Here is a 15,579-nt window from a genome sequence, read left to right on the forward strand (position 1 = left end):
TCCGCGGGGCTGATGTCGAGATCGTGCCACCGGCTCCGTCCCAGGGTCATCAGCGGCCATCACCGGCTGCGCGACGAAGAAGAGAGGGACCATCATGGCGGTTCAGCGGATGGACAACGTCGGCATCGTCGTCGAGGACTTGGAGGCCGCTGTCGCGTTCTTCGAGGAGCTCGGTCTGGAGCTGGAGGGCCGGACGCGGGTCGAGGGGATCGTCGCCGACCGGTGCACGGGGCTCGACGGCGTCTCCTGCGACATCGCGATGGTCCGGACCCCGGACGGCCACAGCCGGCTCGAACTGGCGAAGTACCGCAGCCCCGCCGCGACCGCCGACGAGCCGCGCGACCGGCCGCACAACATCCTGGGCACGCACCGCGTCATGTTCGCGGTCGACGACCTCAAGGACACCGTGGCCCGCCTGCGGCCCCACGGCGCCGAACTCCTCGGCGAGATCGCCCAGTTCGAGGAGAGCTACCTGCTCTGCTACGTCCGCGGCCCGGAAGGCATCATCGTCGGGCTGGCCCAGGAACTCCACTGAGCAAAGCGGCGACGACCCCCGCCCGCACGTACCGCCGGACGGGCGCGGGGCCCGGCATCAGTGGCTTCCGGACAGTTCGCCGGAGAGCCGGCCGTGGAGGTCGGCGCTGGGGTCGTTCAGGCCGATGATCTCCACCGTCTTGCCCCGTTGCGCGTACTTCGTCTCGATGGCGTCCAGGGCCGCGACGGAGGAGGCGTCCCAGACGTGGGCCGCCGAGAGGTCGATGACGACCTTGTTCGGGTCACCGGCGTAGTCGAACTGGTCCACGAGGTCGTTCGAGGAGGCGAAGAAGAGCTCGCCGGTCACGGAGTACACGACCGTGGTCCCGTCGGGGTCGGTGACGGCCGTGACGCGCGCGAGGTGGGCGACGCGCCGGGCGAAGACGACCGTCGCGGTGACCGTGCCGACGACGACGCCGATGGCCAGGTTGGAGGTGGCGACCACCACGATCACCGTGACGACCATGACGGCGATCTCCCCGACGGGCAGCCGCCGCAGCGTCCTGGGTGCGATGGAGTGCCAGTCGAAGGTGCCGAAGGCGACCATGACCATGACCGCGACCAGGGCGGCCATGGGGATGTCGGAGACGACCGGGCCGAAGGCGATGCAGAGCACCATCAGGAACGAACCCGCCAGGAAGGTGGAGAGGCGGGTACGGGCTCCGGACACCTTCACGTTGATCATCGTCTGGCCGATCATGGCGCAGCCGCCCATACCGCCGAAGAACCCGGTGACGATGTTGGCGATGCCCTGGCCGATGGACTCGCGCGTCTTGGAGGAGTGCGTGTCGGTGATGTCGTCGACCAGTTTGGCGGTCATCAGGGACTCCATCAGGCCCACCAGCGCCATCGCCAGGGCGTAGGGGGCGATGGTGGTCAGGGTGTCGAGCGTGAACGGCACGTCCGGCAGGCCCGGCACGGGCAGGGAGGACGGCAGGGCGCCCTTGTCGCCGACCGTGGGCACCGCGATGCCGGCGGCCACCGTGATCACGGTAAGGATGACGATGGAGACCAGCGGCGCCGGGACCACCCGGGTGACCTTCGGGAAGAAGACCATCAGCGCGAGGCCGGCGACGATCAGCGGGTAGACCGCCCACGGCACGTCGTGCATCTCCGGCACCTGGGCCATGAAGATCATGATGGCGAGGGCGTTGACGAAGCCCGTCATCACCGAGCGGGGCACGAACCGCATGAGCCTGGCCACGCCGGCCGCGCCGAGGATCACTTGGAAGACACCGGCCAGGATGACGGTGGCGACCAGGAAGCCCAGTCCGTGTTCCCGGTTCATCGGCGCGGTGACGAGGGCGACGGCGCCGGTGGCCGCCGAGATCATGGCCCGCCGGCCGCCGACGACGGAGATCGTGACGGCCATGGTGAAGGAGGCGAACAGACCGATGGCCGGGTCGACGCCGGCGATGATCGAGAACGAGATCGCCTCGGGGATCAGGGCCAGGGCGACGACGAGCCCGGCCAGGACCTCGGTGCGCCAGACCTTCGGGTCGTTCAGCCAGTCGGGCCGGAGCGCGCGCAGCCGCGCGGCCGGGGTCACTGCGGTGGAGGACAAGGGATCGCGTACCTGTCGTGCTCGGGCACACCCCTCGTCGGCCGTGGCCGGGGCGCGCGGGAAGGGCGCGGGAGACCGGGCCGGTCTCGCGCGGGCGGCCCGTGGGCGCGGGCCGGGACGTCGGGGGTGCGCGGCGGTGGCGGACCGGTGCGGCACCGGCCGGCCCACCTCACGGGCGCGAGGTAATGGGGCGGAAGATCAGGGGCGAAGGACTACGGGCGCGAGGTCACGGCGGGCAGGCGGCGGCGCTCGGCGTCAGGGGCTCGCGCACGCATCTCTCCTGCGGGACTCGGGGCTTCGCCGGGGGCGCCATCGGCCCCGGAGCGGCGGCGGCGGAACGGGCGGCACCGCCTCGCCGTCGGCAACTCTACCCTAACGTTACAGTAGAGACCGGCGGGTCGTACGGGACGTGGCCCGCCCTCAGCAGAAGGGCCGGGACAGGCGTGGACGACAAGCACATGCAGATCGGTGAGGTCGCCGCGCGCACGGAACTGTCCCTGCGCACCATCCGGCACTACGAGGAGACCGGCCTCGTCATCCCCTCGGCCCGTTCGCAGGGCGGCTTCCGGCTCTACACCGAGACCGACGTGGCCCGGCTCATGGTCGTCCGCCGGATGAAACCGCTCGGCTTCACCCTCGACCAGATGCGCGATCTGCTCGACGCCACCGACCGCCTCGACGCGGGCGAGCCCCTCGACGACGGCGAACGCGGCGCTCTGCTGGAGCGCGTCCGTGACTACCGGCGGACGGCCGCCGACCAGATCGCCCGCCTCCGCGTCCAGCTCGCCCGCGCCGAGGAGTTCGCCGCCACCCTGGAGTCCCGCCTGGCACCGGCCGCCCCTGCCGCCCGGCAGTGAGCCCGGCCGCCCGCGGGCCAGGTCGCAGGAGGGAGGGCGCGGCGCCCCGGGCACACTGCCGAACCCAGGGCGCCTGGGCCCGGCCGGTCCCCGCGGGGTTCCACCGGCCCGGCTTGGCTCGTGAGTGCCCCCGCACGCGCGGCTCATGCCGCCCGGGGCGGACCCGGCCGACGCGCCCGGCGAGGCCGGACGGCCAGGCGCGCGCCGCGTCCAACGGTCAGCGAGGGGACGCCGGTTGAGCCGCCGGATCGGACAGCGCCGAAAAGGGAGGCACAGGGCCGCGCCTCCTGGGTAGCCGGATCTTCATGGGCGACATCTTCGTGGGCACCTGTTCGTGGACGGACCCGGCACTGGTACGCAGCGGCTGGTACCCGCCGGGGCACCGGGACGCCGAGGGGCGCTTGCGGTACTACGCCGGGCGGTTCCCGGTCGTCGAGGCCGACGCGTCGTACTACGCGCTGCCGCAGGAACGCGTCAGCCGGATGTGGGTGGAGCGCACCCCCGACGGCTTCACCTTCGACGTGAAGGCGTTCTCCTTGCTGACCGGGCATCCCACGCGCCAGGCGGTGATGCCGGACGGGCTGCCCGCCGATACGCAGGATCCGGCCGTCCTCGACGAGGTGTGGGCGCGGTTCGCGGCGGCCGTGACGCCGCTGCGCGACGCGGGCCGGCTGGGCTGCGTGCTGTTCCAGTTCCCGCCGTGGCTGCGGCCCGGGGCGCGCGGCGCACACGTGCTGGAGCAGACCGCGCGGCGTACGGCGGGCTGGCCGGTCGCCGTGGAGTTCCGGCACCCCGACTGGTGGCGCGCGGAGCAGGCCGAGGCGACGTCCGCCCTGCTCGCGGAGTACGGCATGGCCGCGGTCGCCGTCGACATGGCACAAGGGCTGCCGTCCTCCCTGCCCCCGGTCACTCCCGTCACCGATCCCCGGCTCGCCGTGGTCCGGTTCCACGGACGCAGCACGTCCTGGGGGCGAGGGAGCAAGGAGGACCGCTTCCGGCACGCGTACACGGCGTCCGAACTGTCCGGCTGGCTCACCCGCGTCCGGCACCTCGCCGAGCGGGCCGAGCGCGTGCACGTGCTCTTCAACAACTGCTGCGGGGACGCCGCCGTCCAGGCCGCCGCACACATGAACCGGCTCCTGCGCGAGGCCCGGCAACACGTGTGACCCCGGGCCGGAGAGGTGCGATCAGCTCGTGACGCGGACGCCGAACTGGAAGCTGCCGATCGTGCTCATCGACTCGTAGCGAACCGACGCCCCGGGGTAGGGCGCGTGCAGTACCTGGCCGTTGCCGGCGTAGAGACCGACATGTTCGGTGTTGTTGAAGAAGACCAGGTCGCCCGGTTTGAGGGCGCTCATGCCCACCCGAGGGCCCTCGTTGACCTGTGTGTAGGTGACCCGCGATATCTGGACCCCGGCCTGCCCGTACGCCCATTGCGTGAGGCCCGAGCAGTCGTAGGAGTTGGGCCCGGTCCCACCGCGGAGGTACGGCTTGCCTATCTGGGTGGCGGCCGCGTTCAGGGCGGCGGCGCCGAAGGAGGAGGCGGCCACCTCGTTGCCGAGGTCGACGCGGCCGGCGGAGGAACGGCTGGCGCGGTCCTCGGTGTCGGCGATCTCCTTGCGCTCGGCGGCGGTCAGGGTGTTCAGCAGCTTCTGCGCCGCGCTGAGCTTGCCCTGGATCTGCGTCTTCCTCTTGCCCAGCTCGGTGCGGGTGTCGGCGAGGTCGGCGAGCTTCTCCGACGCCTCGGCGCGCTCCTGGGCCAGCTCGCGCTGGTGCGCCTGGACCGCCTGCAGCGACTCCAACTGCTGCGCGGAGAGCGAGTCGAGGGTCGTCGCCTTGTCGAGGTAGTCGTCCGGGTCGGCGGAGAGGAAGAGCTGGACCGAGGCGTCGACGCCGCCGGACCGGTACTGCTCGCTGGCCATCGCGCCGATACCCGCGCGCAGTTCGTTGAGTTCGCTCTGCTCGCGGGCGACCTTGTCCTGGATCCGGCCGATCTCCTTCTGGAGCTTCTTCTGCTTCTCCTTGGCCGCGTCGTACTGGTTGGTGGCCCGCTCGGCCTCTTCGTAGAGTTTGGCGACCTTCGCCTTGACCTCGCTCTTCGTGGGCCCCGGCGCCGCACTGGCGGCCTGCGCGGTGGTGAGGGCCACGGCGGCGGTGGCGGTCGCGGTGAGGACGGTCACGCGGGTGCGGTTCTGTTGCCTGGGTCGACGGTGGGACGCCACGTAGGCGAGCTCCTTCTTCCTGCCGCCCACGGAACACCAGATGGGCGGTGCCCTTCCGCCGTCACTCGCCTCGTGCGAGTGATCTTGGACGGAGGTCTGAGAACCGACCCTAGTGACCTTCCTGTGACCATTTCAAAGCCTGAGGTGAAAAACCTCGACCAATTCTGCAATCTTTCCGCACAACTCACCTGCAGTGATGCGGTTCTGACGCTCGGTCGCGTCAGCGGTCGCAGCGGGTGCCGCACGCCGGGCCACCGGCCGAACCGCCGACATCACCGCTACTCGGTGATACGTTGTACCGGTACTCAGTACTACGCAGTACCGCTGGGCGAGGGGGCTCGCTGTGGACGACCTGACGGAGATGCTGAAGGGCACGCTCGAAGGGTGCGTGCTCGAGATCATCGGCGGCGAGGAGACGTACGGATACGCCATCACCCGCCGACTGAACGGACTCGGCTTCACCGAGGTCGTCGAGGGCACGGTGTACACCATTCTGCTGCGGCTGGAGCGCAAGGGCCTCGTCCAGGTGACGAAGCGGCCGTCCGGCGTCGGTCCGCCGCGCAAGTTCTACGCGCTCAGCGACGCCGGACGCGAGGAGTTGGCGGCGTTCTGGACGAAGTGGGAGTACGTCTCGTCGCGGATCGACAAGCTGAAGGAGGGCGGGGAGTGAACTTCTGGGAGACCATCACCGGCAGCGATCTCACCAGACGGTGGAAGGAGTTCGAAGCCCGGGCCGCGGCCCTGCCGGAAGACCACCGGGCGGCGTGGGACCAGATCGCGGCCCACCTCGTGCCGCACGGCGACTTCACCGGCCGCAACCTGATGCCGATCCTCGACGGCGCCCTCGGGCTGCTGGAGGAGACGGCGGCCGAGGGGCAGAGCGCCCGTGCGGTCCTCGGCGACGACATCCCGGGCTTCTGCACGGCGCTGGTCGGCGGGGAGGGCGCACGGACCTACCGCGACCGCCGGCGCGCGCAGTTGAACAGGAACGTCGCGCGGAGACTGAGCCGGCTGGGAGGCTGACGTGAGCGTCCAGGACATCATCGAGGGCAAGAAGCAGTGGCGGGCCCACCTGGCCCGGGTCAAGGCGCTCCCGCCGGACTACCGGATCGTCTACGAGGAGATGCAGAAGTACCTGTTCAAGGTCGGCCCGGTCGACCTGCTCGACGGGCCCCTGCTGGCCGGGATCGTCGACTTCTTCGAGGAGGGCGCCGCCGCGGACAAGGGGGTCCTGGAACTCATCGGTACGGACGTCGCCGCCTTCTGCGACGGCCTGATCAAGGACTCCCCCGCCTTCGCGGACGCCTGTCAGGGGTCCGTCGGCGGCGCGGCCGTCACGCCAGAGCGGCGCGCAGAGCGCTGACGCGCGCGGCGCCGGCGTCGAAGGCCGCCGCGTCGAGCGCGCCCGCCGCCAGGGCCTCGGTCAGCGCCGTCACCGCCTGCTCCCCCTGGGCGACGTCGCGGGCCGAGCACAGCAGCAGGTCCATCCCGGCCCCGGTGGCCAGGACGGCGCGCCGGCCCGTGTCGCCGTAGGCCTGCAGAGCCTTGGCCTCCAGCGCGTCGGTGATCGTCACGCCCCGGAATCCGAGCCGGCCGCGCAGCTCGCCGACGACGGTCCGGGACAGTCCGGCGGGCCGGCCGGCGTCCAGTGCCCGGTAGACGGCCCAGGAGAGCATGACGAGTTCGGCCCCGGCCGAGATCGCCGCCCGGTAGGGCATCTCGTCGACGCCGCGCAGGGTGGCCGCGGGCGTGGTGAGGGTGACCGGTCCCAGGTCGGTGTTCTGGTTCGTGGCGGCGGGGCCGAGGCCGGGGAAGTGTTTGGCGGCGGCCGCCACCCCGGCGTTCCGCTGCGCGGTGATGAAGGCGGCGCCGCAGGTGCTCACCGTCTCGGGGCTGTTGCTGTACGAACGCTCGTACCGGTCGGTGAAGTCACCGGCGGTGCGGTAGACGTCGAGCACCGGGGCCAGGTTGACGTTCATTCCCACGCCCGCGAGGTTCCGGCCCGCGCCGCTGCCGGTGGACGCGGCCCGCGCCTCGCGTTCCGTCGACGCGCCGACGTCCTTGGCGGACAGCACGGGTTCGCCGGGCAGCCGGCGCACCATGCCGCCCTCCTGGTCGGTCATCAGCAGGAGGGGGGAGCGCACGGGTGCGGAGGCGTGCGCCGCCTTCATCGCCTCGATGACGTCCGCGATCTGGCCGAGGCTCGTGATGTTCTCCCCGAAGAAGATCACCCCGGCCGTCCGTCCCTCCCGGATGGCGTCCATGAGGGCGGCCGGAGGGGTGAGTCCCGGATAGGAGTGGATGACGCGCTGCCCGGCGCGCTGGGCCGGATCAAGGGCCGCGGCCGCGGCCGTGCCGCCCGCGAGCCCGAGCCCGCCGGCCAGGGCCGCCGTGGTGGCACGCAGCGCGCCACGCCTGCTGAACGGCGTCGGTGTCGGGCTCATGACGTGCTCCTTCGCGAACTGTCGGGGTGGCGCTGCGGCCGTTCGGCCGGCGCGGCGGCCCGGAACCGCCCGGTGGGCCTGCTCCGGGCCGCCGCACCGATCATGCCGGGGCCGGCCGTCCGCCCCCGGCATCCGCCGTCACGGGGTGTTGTTCGCCAGCGCCAGCAGGCGGGAGCGGTCGCCGCTGAAGCGGTCGCGGTCCACGTTCCCGGAGATGCCGCTCACCGCGCCGGTGGACGTGTACTGCCAGACGGTCCAGTACGGGAAGCCCTGCGGGATGTTGGGGCTGCCCGCGGACGTCCAGTGGGCCGCCCACAGCGGGCTGCGGGCGGACATGCCGCTCCACCCGCCGGTGCAGGAGTTCCACCAGCTGGCGCTCGTGTAGATGACGACGTCGCGGCCGGTGCGGGCCTTGTACGTGTTGTAGAAGTCGAGGATCCAGGACTGCATCGCCGCCGGCGTCTTGCCGTAACAGCTGCCCTCGATGTCCAGCACGCCGGGGAGCGTCAGGTTGTCGCGGGACCAGGCGCCGCCGTTCCCGGCGAAGAAGGTGGCCTGCGCGGCGCCGCCGGAGACGTCGGGCCGCGCGAAGTGGTACGCGCCGCGGATGACGCCCGCCTTGTACGCGTTCAGGTAGTTGGCGCTGAAGCTGGGGTCCTTGTACGTGGTGCCCTCGGTCGCCTTCATCCAGGCGAACTCGATGCCTGCGCCGCGTACCGCGCTCCAGTTGATGCCGCCCTGCCAGTTGGAGACGTCGATGCCCGCGGGGTTCGCCAGCACGTTCGCCCCCGGCCCCGGGTCGAGCCGCAGCTGCCGGGCGTCCGCTTTGAAGTCCTTGCTGTCCTGGACGTATCCCACGCCCATGTATCCCTTGCCCATCGGCACGGCGCCGTCCGACGCGCGGGGCGCCGGGGAGGCCGTGCCCGACATCAGGCCGAGGATCAGTGCGGTGCTCGCGGCTACGACTCCGGCCGCTGCGCGTCTTCGCTGTATGGATGGCGCTCCGAGGGAAAGGCTTTGCGAGAACAAGGCTTCCTCCTGCCAGGTGGGGGGCTGCGCGGGTCCGGCCGGCCGGCGTTCGGGCGCACCTCGTAAGGAGGTTCTACGCGCGTCCGGTTGACACGAACACGACACAGTGAGCCACAGAGACGGGTATGCGGTAAATACTTTCCCGGCCCGTTAGTGGTCTAGACCCACATACACCCGGATGAGCTGCGCGAACGCGCGGGCGGCGGCAGAAGTTTCCTCGTATGGCGGCACAGGACGGCCGGTTGCCGGGCTCACCGCCCGCTTCCCGCCTCAGTAGTACCCCTTCGTTCCGTCGAGGAGTTCCCGCACGATGTCCGCGTGGCCCGCGTGCCGTCCGGTCTCCTCGACGAGGTGGATGAGCATCCAGCGGAGGTTGGCGGCGGAGGAGCGGAATTCGGGGTGGCGGCCGACGTCGTCCAGGCCGGCCCCGGCCACGATCTCGTTGCTACGGGCGCACTGGGCCTCGTACTCCGCGACCAACTGTGGCAGGGAGAGGCCGTCGGTCCGCCAGTCGGCGTCCTCCCGCGTCTCGTCGAAGGAGGGGTTCCGCGTCTTGTCGCCGCCCAGGAACAGCACCTCCAGCCAGGTGTGCTCGACCCACCGCATATGGCTGATGAGACCGGCCATCGTCATCGCGGGCGAGGTCGGCACGACCGAGCGGTGCGCGTCGGCCTCGCTCAGGCCCGCGCACTTCCAGCGCAGGATCTGCCGTTGCAGGTCGAGCCAGCCGAGGAGGGCGGTGCGTTCGTCGGCCTGCAGCGGGGGACGCTCGAGTGAAGGTGCCATAGCCGCACGGTAGGCGCTCGGGCCCGGGAGCGGGCCGGATCGGCCGAACGGGCGGCGTCCGGGGTGCCGGCCACGGCGGTCACGGCCGCCGCGTCACACCCCGGCTCACGGGACCAGTTCCCCCGGCTCCCCCGGCCGCGGACCGGCGGCGAGGGGTGGCTCGTGGCGGGGGGCCGGCAAGCGCACCGCCGCGGGGGCCGCGCGACCGTCCTGCCGCTCCCACCCTCGGGTGGTCCGCACATAGCCGTGGATCACCGAGCCCATCGCCAGCAGCACGGCCGGACCGAAGACCCAGGGGTGGTGGGCCATGGGCAGCGACAGGTAGCGGTAGGCCAGCAGGAGTGCGGTGAAGACGGCGGCGCCGTGCAGAACCAGCCGGACTCCGGCGCGGTCCCAACCGCGGTCGTAGGTGCGCAGGCCCGTCTCGATCGTGAGGGTGAAGACCACCCCGGCGACGATGTCCGCGCCGTAGTGGTAGCCGAAGCCCAGCGTCGCGCCGAGCGTGGCGATCAGCCACAGTGCCCCGACGCACCGCAGGACCGGGGGGCCCTTGCGGCTGTGAAGGAATATCGCGGTGGCCCAGGCCGTGTGCAGACTGGGCATGCAGTTGCGCGGAGTGACCTCGTCGAACGGCATCGCGTGCGGGGCGGCGACCGGGACCCAGGTGTGCGGCCACAGGTCGGCCACGGCCCACGCGCCCCCTTCCGCGCCATAGGCGAAGACCGGCCCGACCACCGGATAGAGCATGTAGATACCCGGGCCGAGCAGGCCGATGAGCAGAAACGTGCGCACCAAGTGGTGGCGCGGGAAGCGGCGCTCGGCCGACACGTGCCGCATCTGGTACAGCGCCACCACGACCGCGGCCACCGCGAGTTGGACGTAGACCCAGTCGAGGACGTGCGCGCCGACCGGGCCCGAGGCCTCGACCAGCCGGCCCGCCAGCCACGACGGGGAGCCCAGCGCGTGGTCGGCGACGGCCACGTACTGGTCGAGGACCCGAGGGCGCGTCTTCCAGGTGATGAGCAGCCAGGTGTCGCCGGTCTTGCGGCCGGTCACCAGGAGCAGGGCCAGGCCGACGCCCTTGAGCAGCAGGGCGCGTTCCGCGCCGGTGCGGCGCGTCACCGCGACGACGGCGCAGCCCAGGGTCGCCAGCAGCGCGCCGTTGCCGACCATCATCTGGGCACCGGCCAGCGACCGTACGCCCCAGAAGACGAGGTCGGTGCCGACGGCGGCGCCGAGCGCGAGGAAGCGCTGGCGCCAGGTGAGGACCACCATCGTCATCGCCAGGCCCGCGTAGAGCACGGTGCCCGATTTGGGGGCGAAGATCACCTCGCGGGCCTGGTTGGTGAGGGGTCCCCGTTCGCCGTAGCGCCGCGCGATGATCTCCAGCGCGACGAAGAAACCGAGCGTCACCGCCCCGGCCACGCCCCACGCGACGGCGCGTATTCGTCGCCGCCGCGTGGTGCCCTTGGTGCTGGTGCCGTCCCCCGGCCGAGGCTCTCGCGTCACCGTCGGTCTCACTGTGCCCGTTCCTTCAGGTCATCGAATGGCAGAGCCGCGCGTGCCGGGCGAACGGTCACGGCGCCCGGCGCCCTCGGGCCCCGCACGCTTCTTACCAGACCACGCGGGGCGGCGGCAGTTCGGTGACCGGCTCCGGGGCGGTCTCAGTCCAGGGTTCCGCGCTCGCGCACCCGCTGCGCCACGTCCCGGAGCTTGACGTTGTTCTCCTGCGAGTAGCGGCGCAGCACGTCGAACGCCTCCCGCTCGGAGAGGTTGTGCTCGGCCATGATGATGCCCATCGCTTCCCCGATGGCGTGCCGCGTCTGCACCGCCTCCCGCAGCTGCGCCTGCTCGCGCGCGCTGGCGAGGGCGACGGCGGCGTGGGACGCCAGGGACCAGCCGGCGGTCTCGCTGTCCTGGGTGAACACGCCCCGTTTCCGGGAGTAGATGTTGAGGGCGCCGAGGTCCTCGTTCTCGGTGTAGAGCAGGAAGCCCATCATGCTGCCGATGCCCAGGTCGTGGGCGCGGGGCGCGTACGACGGCCACCGGACGCGCTCTTCGGCCATGTCCATGACCCGGAAGACCGGGTGTCCGGTCCGGGCCGCGTCGAAGCACGGACCCTCGCCGCACTCCCCCTGCATCCGGTCGCTGTCCACGACGAGCTGCTCGGTGGCGGCGAGCGTGGCCACCTGCCCCTTGCTGACCGTCAGGATCCCGGCGGCCTCGCACCCTGCGATCAGCTCGATGGAGGCTTCGCCGATCTTGCGCAGCGTGCCGTCAACGGTGTCCTCCGCCAGCAGCTCGCGCGCCTTCGCAGCCAACTGCACCGCATATTCGCGCCAGTCCACAAGGACGCTTCCTTCCGCTCGGGTCGCGCCGCGAAGACGGCACGACGCCCAGCCTCCCACGAGTCCCCGACAGCGGTGCCCTGCCGCCCCCCGCAGTGATCGCCGCCGGGCGGCCGGGCGCCTCCCGATACAGACCGTTCTCCTCACCGTTCGCTAACCTGAGCGCATGAGCCAGAGCACCAAGGGAAGCGGCACGTCGGAGGCGCGGTCACGGCTGCTCACCACGGCGACCAGGATCTTCTACGCCGAGGGGATCCACACCGTCGGCGTCGACCGGATCGTCGCGGAGGCGCAGGTCACCCGGGCCACGCTCTACCGCCACTTCAAGGGCAAGGAGGAGCTGGTCCTCGCCTACCTCGACCTGGCCGACCGGGAGATGCGGGCACAGGCCGAGGCCGCACAGGCGGGCGAGCGGTCGCCGGCCGACAAGGTCCGGGCCGTCTGCCGGGCGATCACGGCCGGGATCCGGTCCCCGGGGTTCCGGGGGTGCGCGTTCCTCAACGCGGCGGCGGAGTACCCCGACCGCGACCACCCGGTGCACCGCGCCGTGCTGGCCCACCGGCAGTGGTTCCTGGAGACCGTCACGGAGCTGCTGGCCCGGACCGGCGAGGCACCGGCCGAGCCGGCCGGCCGGCACCTGGTGATGCTCCGGGACGGCGCCATGGCCTCCGGCTGCCTGGCCGACCCCGGGCTGGTCTCCGAGACCTTCCTGGAGGGCGTGGAGGGGATCCTGCAGGTGCGGGCCGCCTGAGCCGCGCCGTCACTCCGGCCGCCAGAGCGGGTGCTCCCGCTCTGCCCACTCCCCCGCGACCGACCCGGTCCGCATGCCCCGGCGGGCCTCGGGATCGCCCAGGGCCATGCCGACGTGGCCGGCGAGGACGACGCCCAGGGTCAGGGCCAGCCAGTCGTGGACGAAGGTGGCCGCGGTGCGCCAGAGCGGCGGTGTGAGGTGGGTGAGCCACATCATGAGTCCGGTGCCGAGCATGACCAGCACGGCTCCGGCGGTCCACGCGGCGTACAGCTTCTGCCCGGCGTTGAACTTGTGCGCCGGACGGGACCCGGGCCGGCGGTCCCTGCGCAGGGCCGCCCGCAGCCACTGGCGGTCGTGCGGGCCGAAGCGGTTCAGCAGCCGCAGGTCGGCGCGGAGCGCCCGGGAGCCGAGGGCCGCCAGGACGGGGACGGGGAGCGCGACGCCCGACCATTCGTGGACGGTGACGACGAGGGCACGGCGGCCGACGAGTTCGGCGAGCGCGGGGACGTACAGGAAGGCCGCGGTGAGGACGCACGTTCCCGTCAGTGCCGCTGTCGCGCGGTGCGCCCAGCGCTCGGCCCTGCTGAAGCGCGACAGCCGCGCGGCGGCCTCCGCCGGTTCAGGTTCAGGTTCAGGTGGTCGGTGCATCGTCCCGCCCGTTCGACCGGCCGACCCACGCGTCGACGTCGTAGCCGCGCGCTTCCCAGTAACCCGGTTCCACGCGGTGCGTGACGGTGATACCGGAGAGCCACTTGGCGGATTTGTAGAAGTACATCGGTGCCACGTAGAGGCGTGCGGGGCCGCCGTGGGAGTGGTCGATGTCCTTGTCCTGCATGCGCAGCGCGACCAGGACGTCCCCGCGGCGGGCCTGCTCCAGCGTGAGGCTCTCCGAGTAGGAGCCGTCGAAGCAGGTGAAGCGGACCGCTCCCGCGGAGGAGCGCACCCCTGCCGCGGCCAGCAGCCGGGACAGGCGTACGCCCTCGAACGCGGTGCCGGGGACGCGCCAGCCGGTGACGCACTGGACGTCGCGGACCATCCGGGTCCGGGGCAGCGCCCGAAGGTCGGCCAGGGTGTAGGTGGTGGGGCGCTCGACCAGGCCGTCGACGGTGAGGCGGTAGTCCGCCGCGCTCTTGTGCGGCACGGACGAGGTGACGGAGTAGTAGCGGAACCCGCCGCCGTTCGGCAGCAGCCCCGTCAGACCGGTGGGGTCCCGGTCGGCGGCGCCGCCCAGGAACGCTTCCGTGGCCCGTTGCAGGGCGGGGGCGGCGAGAACGCCGAGCGCGCCGAGGCCGAGTGTGCCGAGGAAGACGCGCCGCCCGACGGGGGCGCCCCGCTCCTGCGGTGGTCCGGAGTCCATGTGGTCCTCTCCCGTGGACGGGCCGGGCCGGCCGGCGCCGGTCCGTGCGTTTCGGTGCTGCCGCATGGCGCTGCGGGGGGCGCCGTCAGACCGGCGGTGCGGTCACGCCACCGGCCCGGCAGACGGACCCGGTCGCCGTGGTCAGCGCGTGGCGGTGCAGGCCGTCCAGCCGGTGGCGGGCCGCTCCTGCCCCACGGGCGAGGGCGAGGTGCGCCGCGCAGGCGAGGGGCCGCTCGCGCACCCGCGCCGTCTCCTCCAGCTCGTCCAGCAGGGCCGTGGTCAGCCGGTCGAGCTGTTCGCGGATCCGGCCGAGGTCGGGGCGCGTGGTGGGAGCCTCGTCGGGGTGAGCGGCCCAGCGGGCGAACAGTCCCCTCTGCACGATCTTGCTCGCGGTGATCTGATCGCGGAAGAACGCCACGGCCACCTCCGGGTCCACGCCGGCCCGGCCCGCCTGCTGCCGGACCTGCTCCAGTACCTGTGCCTCGCGCGCCGGGTCCTCGATGGGCGAGTCTGTGCCGTACTTGGCCGCCGCCACGTCGTCGCCGAACCGGATCCGCTCGATGACCAGCTCCGTCAGCGGGCCGAGCCCGCCCCGCGGACCGGCCGCCTCCACCGCACTGCGGGCGGGTCCAGCGCTGACCGGCGCGCCGGCGGCCATGACGTGAGGGGCCGTCAGTACGGCGGTGGCCGCCAGCATGCCGGTGAGCGCGGCGCAACGGCTTGTCGTGGTACGCAACTTCACGTGTCTGTCCTCGTATCGGTATCGGCAGGGTACGTCGCCCCGGGCCGCGCCGGGTGCGCCAGGGGCAGGACGGTAGAGGTATGGGCGCCCGGCGCGCAGCCGGCCACCGATGCCCGTACCCGGCTCTACTTGGCGGCGCGGCCCAGCCGCAGGGCCGAGATGAGGAAGAAGATGCCGCCCGGGACCGCGTAGCCGATCGCGCTGGTGAGGGCCGGCTCGGCCGCGCCCGCCGAGGCGACGAAGGACGCCCCCGCCAGGACCGAGATCCCGCCGCTGAGGATCATCGGCCACTGGCCCCCCAGCGCGCGGCGCGGAACGGCCACGATGAGCTGGACCAGGCCGGACACGATCGCCCACGCGCCCCAGACCCGCAGCACCGCCGGGATGCCGGACGCGCCCGCGATACCCACGCCGACGGCCGCGGCGAGGCTGACCGCCATGTTCACGTAGAGGAGGCGGGGTGAGCGGGTGGTGCGCGACGCCCGCGCGTCGACGACGGCCGCGCCCACGTCGAACAGCGGGTACAGCACGAGCAGCACGGTCGCGGCCGGGGTGAGCTTCGTGGCCATGGTGAACATGACGAGCGCCCAGACCAGGGCGAAGGCGAACCGGACGAAGTACAGGCGCCGCAGGGCGGCGGCCGTACCGGTGGTGTCGGTGGTACCGGGCGAGACGGTGAGGGTGCTCATGGTGTTGCCTTTCGATCGATGTGCGAGGAGACGAACGGGCGGACGGCCCGGCCCGGCCCACGAGGTTCGCGACCCGAGCTGCGACCGAGCCGCGAGAACGAACGTTCTGTACGCTCAGATTGGCGCCCCGGTCGCGGTCTGTCAAGACAGAACGTTCTACCCCCACCGATTCGCCCAGGCCGCCAACCGCCGTTCCGGTCCGATCCGTTGACGTGCCCATGCCTCGTGGCTACGTTCGGGAAGCGCTCTCCCCCGC

General features: G+C 72.3%; 18 protein-coding genes. 7 read left to right on the forward strand and 11 right to left on the reverse strand.

What is annotated here, in order from left to right; genetic code table 11:
• Positions 1 to 94 precede the first annotated feature (94 nt).
• Positions 95 to 535, forward strand: coding sequence for a VOC family protein (locus tag ABZY33_RS06825; RefSeq protein WP_356490410.1), 441 nt, complete (start codon positions 95 to 97; stop codon positions 533 to 535).
• A 57-nt stretch (positions 536 to 592) separates the two neighbouring features.
• On the opposite strand, the gene ABZY33_RS06830 is transcribed toward ABZY33_RS06825, so the two are convergent.
• Positions 593 to 2,098: a SulP family inorganic anion transporter gene (locus ABZY33_RS06830; RefSeq protein WP_356490411.1), complete on the reverse strand. Its 1,506-nt coding sequence runs from the start codon at positions 2,096 to 2,098 to the stop codon at positions 593 to 595.
• Positions 2,099 to 2,541: 443 nt separating this feature from the next.
• Here ABZY33_RS06830 and ABZY33_RS06835 point away from each other — a divergent pair, with 443 nt between their 5' ends.
• Positions 2,542 to 2,955, forward strand: a complete 414-nt coding sequence (locus tag ABZY33_RS06835; RefSeq protein ID WP_356490412.1) for a MerR family transcriptional regulator — start codon at positions 2,542 to 2,544, stop codon at positions 2,953 to 2,955.
• Positions 2,956 to 3,260: 305 nt separating this feature from the next.
• Positions 3,261 to 4,121, forward strand: coding sequence for a DUF72 domain-containing protein (locus ABZY33_RS06840; RefSeq protein WP_356490413.1), 861 nt, complete (start codon positions 3,261 to 3,263; stop codon positions 4,119 to 4,121).
• Between the two features lie 21 nt (positions 4,122 to 4,142).
• On the opposite strand, the gene ABZY33_RS06845 is transcribed toward ABZY33_RS06840, so the two are convergent.
• Entirely contained in the window at positions 4,143 to 5,177 is a 1,035-nt protein-coding gene (locus tag ABZY33_RS06845) for an NlpC/P60 family protein (RefSeq protein ID WP_356490469.1), read from the reverse strand.
• A 343-nt stretch (positions 5,178 to 5,520) separates the two neighbouring features.
• Between ABZY33_RS06845 and ABZY33_RS06850 the strand changes: the two genes are divergently transcribed.
• Genes ABZY33_RS06850 through ABZY33_RS06860 form a run of 3 tightly spaced genes read left to right on the forward strand, consistent with a single transcriptional unit; the run spans position 5,521 to position 6,540 of the window.
• Positions 5,521 to 5,847: a PadR family transcriptional regulator gene (locus ABZY33_RS06850; RefSeq protein WP_356490414.1), complete on the forward strand. Its 327-nt coding sequence runs from the start codon at positions 5,521 to 5,523 to the stop codon at positions 5,845 to 5,847.
• Positions 5,844 to 6,200, forward strand: a complete 357-nt coding sequence (locus tag ABZY33_RS06855) for a DUF1048 domain-containing protein (protein ID WP_356490415.1) — start codon at positions 5,844 to 5,846, stop codon at positions 6,198 to 6,200. The genes ABZY33_RS06850 and ABZY33_RS06855 overlap by 4 nt, the downstream gene beginning before the upstream one ends.
• 1 nt (position 6,201) lies before the next feature.
• Positions 6,202 to 6,540, forward strand: a complete 339-nt coding sequence (locus ABZY33_RS06860) for a DUF1048 domain-containing protein (RefSeq protein ID WP_356490416.1) — start codon at positions 6,202 to 6,204, stop codon at positions 6,538 to 6,540.
• On the opposite strand, the gene ABZY33_RS06865 is transcribed toward ABZY33_RS06860, so the two are convergent.
• The 5 genes from ABZY33_RS06865 to ABZY33_RS06885 form a co-directional block, all read right to left on the reverse strand.
• On the reverse strand, positions 6,512 to 7,621 hold the full coding sequence (locus ABZY33_RS06865; RefSeq protein WP_356490417.1) for a glycoside hydrolase family 3 N-terminal domain-containing protein: 1,110 nt from the start codon (positions 7,619 to 7,621) through the stop codon (positions 6,512 to 6,514). The genes ABZY33_RS06860 and ABZY33_RS06865 overlap by 29 nt on opposite strands.
• A gap of 138 nt (positions 7,622 to 7,759) precedes the next feature.
• Positions 7,760 to 8,551 carry a GH25 family lysozyme gene (locus tag ABZY33_RS06870; RefSeq protein WP_356490418.1) on the reverse strand — a complete coding sequence of 264 codons (792 nt, stop codon included), beginning with the start codon at positions 8,549 to 8,551 and terminating at the stop codon, positions 7,760 to 7,762.
• 369 nt (positions 8,552 to 8,920) lie between these two features.
• The gene (locus tag ABZY33_RS06875; protein WP_356490419.1) at positions 8,921 to 9,436 is read right to left on the reverse strand and encodes a DinB family protein; all 516 of its coding nucleotides are present in this window, start codon (positions 9,434 to 9,436) and stop codon (positions 8,921 to 8,923) included.
• 105 nt (positions 9,437 to 9,541) lie between these two features.
• Positions 9,542 to 10,882 carry a phosphatase PAP2 family protein gene (locus ABZY33_RS06880; protein ID WP_356490470.1) on the reverse strand — a complete coding sequence of 447 codons (1,341 nt, stop codon included), beginning with the start codon at positions 10,880 to 10,882 and terminating at the stop codon, positions 9,542 to 9,544.
• A gap of 218 nt (positions 10,883 to 11,100) precedes the next feature.
• Positions 11,101 to 11,784, reverse strand: a complete 684-nt coding sequence (locus ABZY33_RS06885; protein WP_356490420.1) for a GAF and ANTAR domain-containing protein — start codon at positions 11,782 to 11,784, stop codon at positions 11,101 to 11,103.
• A 166-nt stretch (positions 11,785 to 11,950) separates the two neighbouring features.
• Here ABZY33_RS06885 and ABZY33_RS06890 point away from each other — a divergent pair, with 166 nt between their 5' ends.
• A complete protein-coding gene (locus tag ABZY33_RS06890; RefSeq protein ID WP_356490421.1) occupies positions 11,951 to 12,535 on the forward strand; it encodes a TetR family transcriptional regulator in 585 nt (194 codons plus the stop codon).
• 9 nt (positions 12,536 to 12,544) lie between these two features.
• Here the strand turns inward: ABZY33_RS06890 and ABZY33_RS06895 are convergent, their stop codons facing one another.
• From ABZY33_RS06895 to ABZY33_RS06910, 4 genes are all read right to left on the reverse strand, one after another.
• Complete coding sequence (locus ABZY33_RS06895) at positions 12,545 to 13,183, reverse strand: cytochrome b/b6 domain-containing protein (protein ID WP_356490422.1); 639 nt, start codon at positions 13,181 to 13,183, stop codon at positions 12,545 to 12,547.
• Positions 13,167 to 13,892 carry a molybdopterin-dependent oxidoreductase gene (locus tag ABZY33_RS06900; protein ID WP_356490423.1) on the reverse strand — a complete coding sequence of 242 codons (726 nt, stop codon included), beginning with the start codon at positions 13,890 to 13,892 and terminating at the stop codon, positions 13,167 to 13,169. The genes ABZY33_RS06895 and ABZY33_RS06900 overlap by 17 nt, the downstream gene beginning before the upstream one ends.
• 85 nt (positions 13,893 to 13,977) lie before the next feature.
• The gene (locus tag ABZY33_RS06905) at positions 13,978 to 14,634 is read right to left on the reverse strand and encodes a chorismate mutase (protein WP_356490424.1); all 657 of its coding nucleotides are present in this window, start codon (positions 14,632 to 14,634) and stop codon (positions 13,978 to 13,980) included.
• A gap of 125 nt (positions 14,635 to 14,759) precedes the next feature.
• Complete coding sequence (locus ABZY33_RS06910; protein WP_356490425.1) at positions 14,760 to 15,323, reverse strand: hypothetical protein; 564 nt, start codon at positions 15,321 to 15,323, stop codon at positions 14,760 to 14,762.
• Between the last annotated feature and the right edge of the window lie 256 nt (positions 15,324 to 15,579).

It is taken from the genome of Streptomyces sp. NPDC006552 (assembly GCF_040611655.1).
GTDB lineage: Bacteria > Actinomycetota > Actinomycetes > Streptomycetales > Streptomycetaceae > Streptomyces.